Genomic DNA, 275 nt, shown 5'->3' with positions numbered 1-275 from the left:
GTTCAGGAACCGCTCGAAGATCAGCCCGTGTTCGATCGGATCCAGGTCCGTGATCCCCATCGCGTACGACACGAGTGAACCCGCCGCGGAGCCGCGCCCGGGGCCCACCGCGATGCCGTTGTTCTTCGCCCACATGATGAAGTCCGCGACCACCAGGAAGTACCCCGGGAACCCCATCTGGATGATGACGTCCATCTCGTACTCCGCCTGCTTGCGGTAGCTCTCGTCGCAGCCGTCCGGGTAGCGGCGGCGCATGCCGCTCCACACTTCCTCGC

Annotated in this window: 1 protein-coding gene; it reads right to left on the bottom strand. The window is 65.5% G+C overall.

The genetic code is table 11. The features are described from left to right. A partial coding sequence (locus H5J30_RS35820) for a hypothetical protein (RefSeq protein WP_181791946.1) occupies positions 1 to 275 on the bottom strand: 275 nt, incomplete at both ends.

The sequence above is a fragment of the Streptomyces phytophilus genome, assembly GCF_013870535.1.
Classification (GTDB): Bacteria; Actinomycetota; Actinomycetes; order Streptomycetales; family Streptomycetaceae; genus Streptomyces; species Streptomyces phytophilus.
This window is presented reverse-complemented; position numbering and strand designations above follow the sequence as displayed.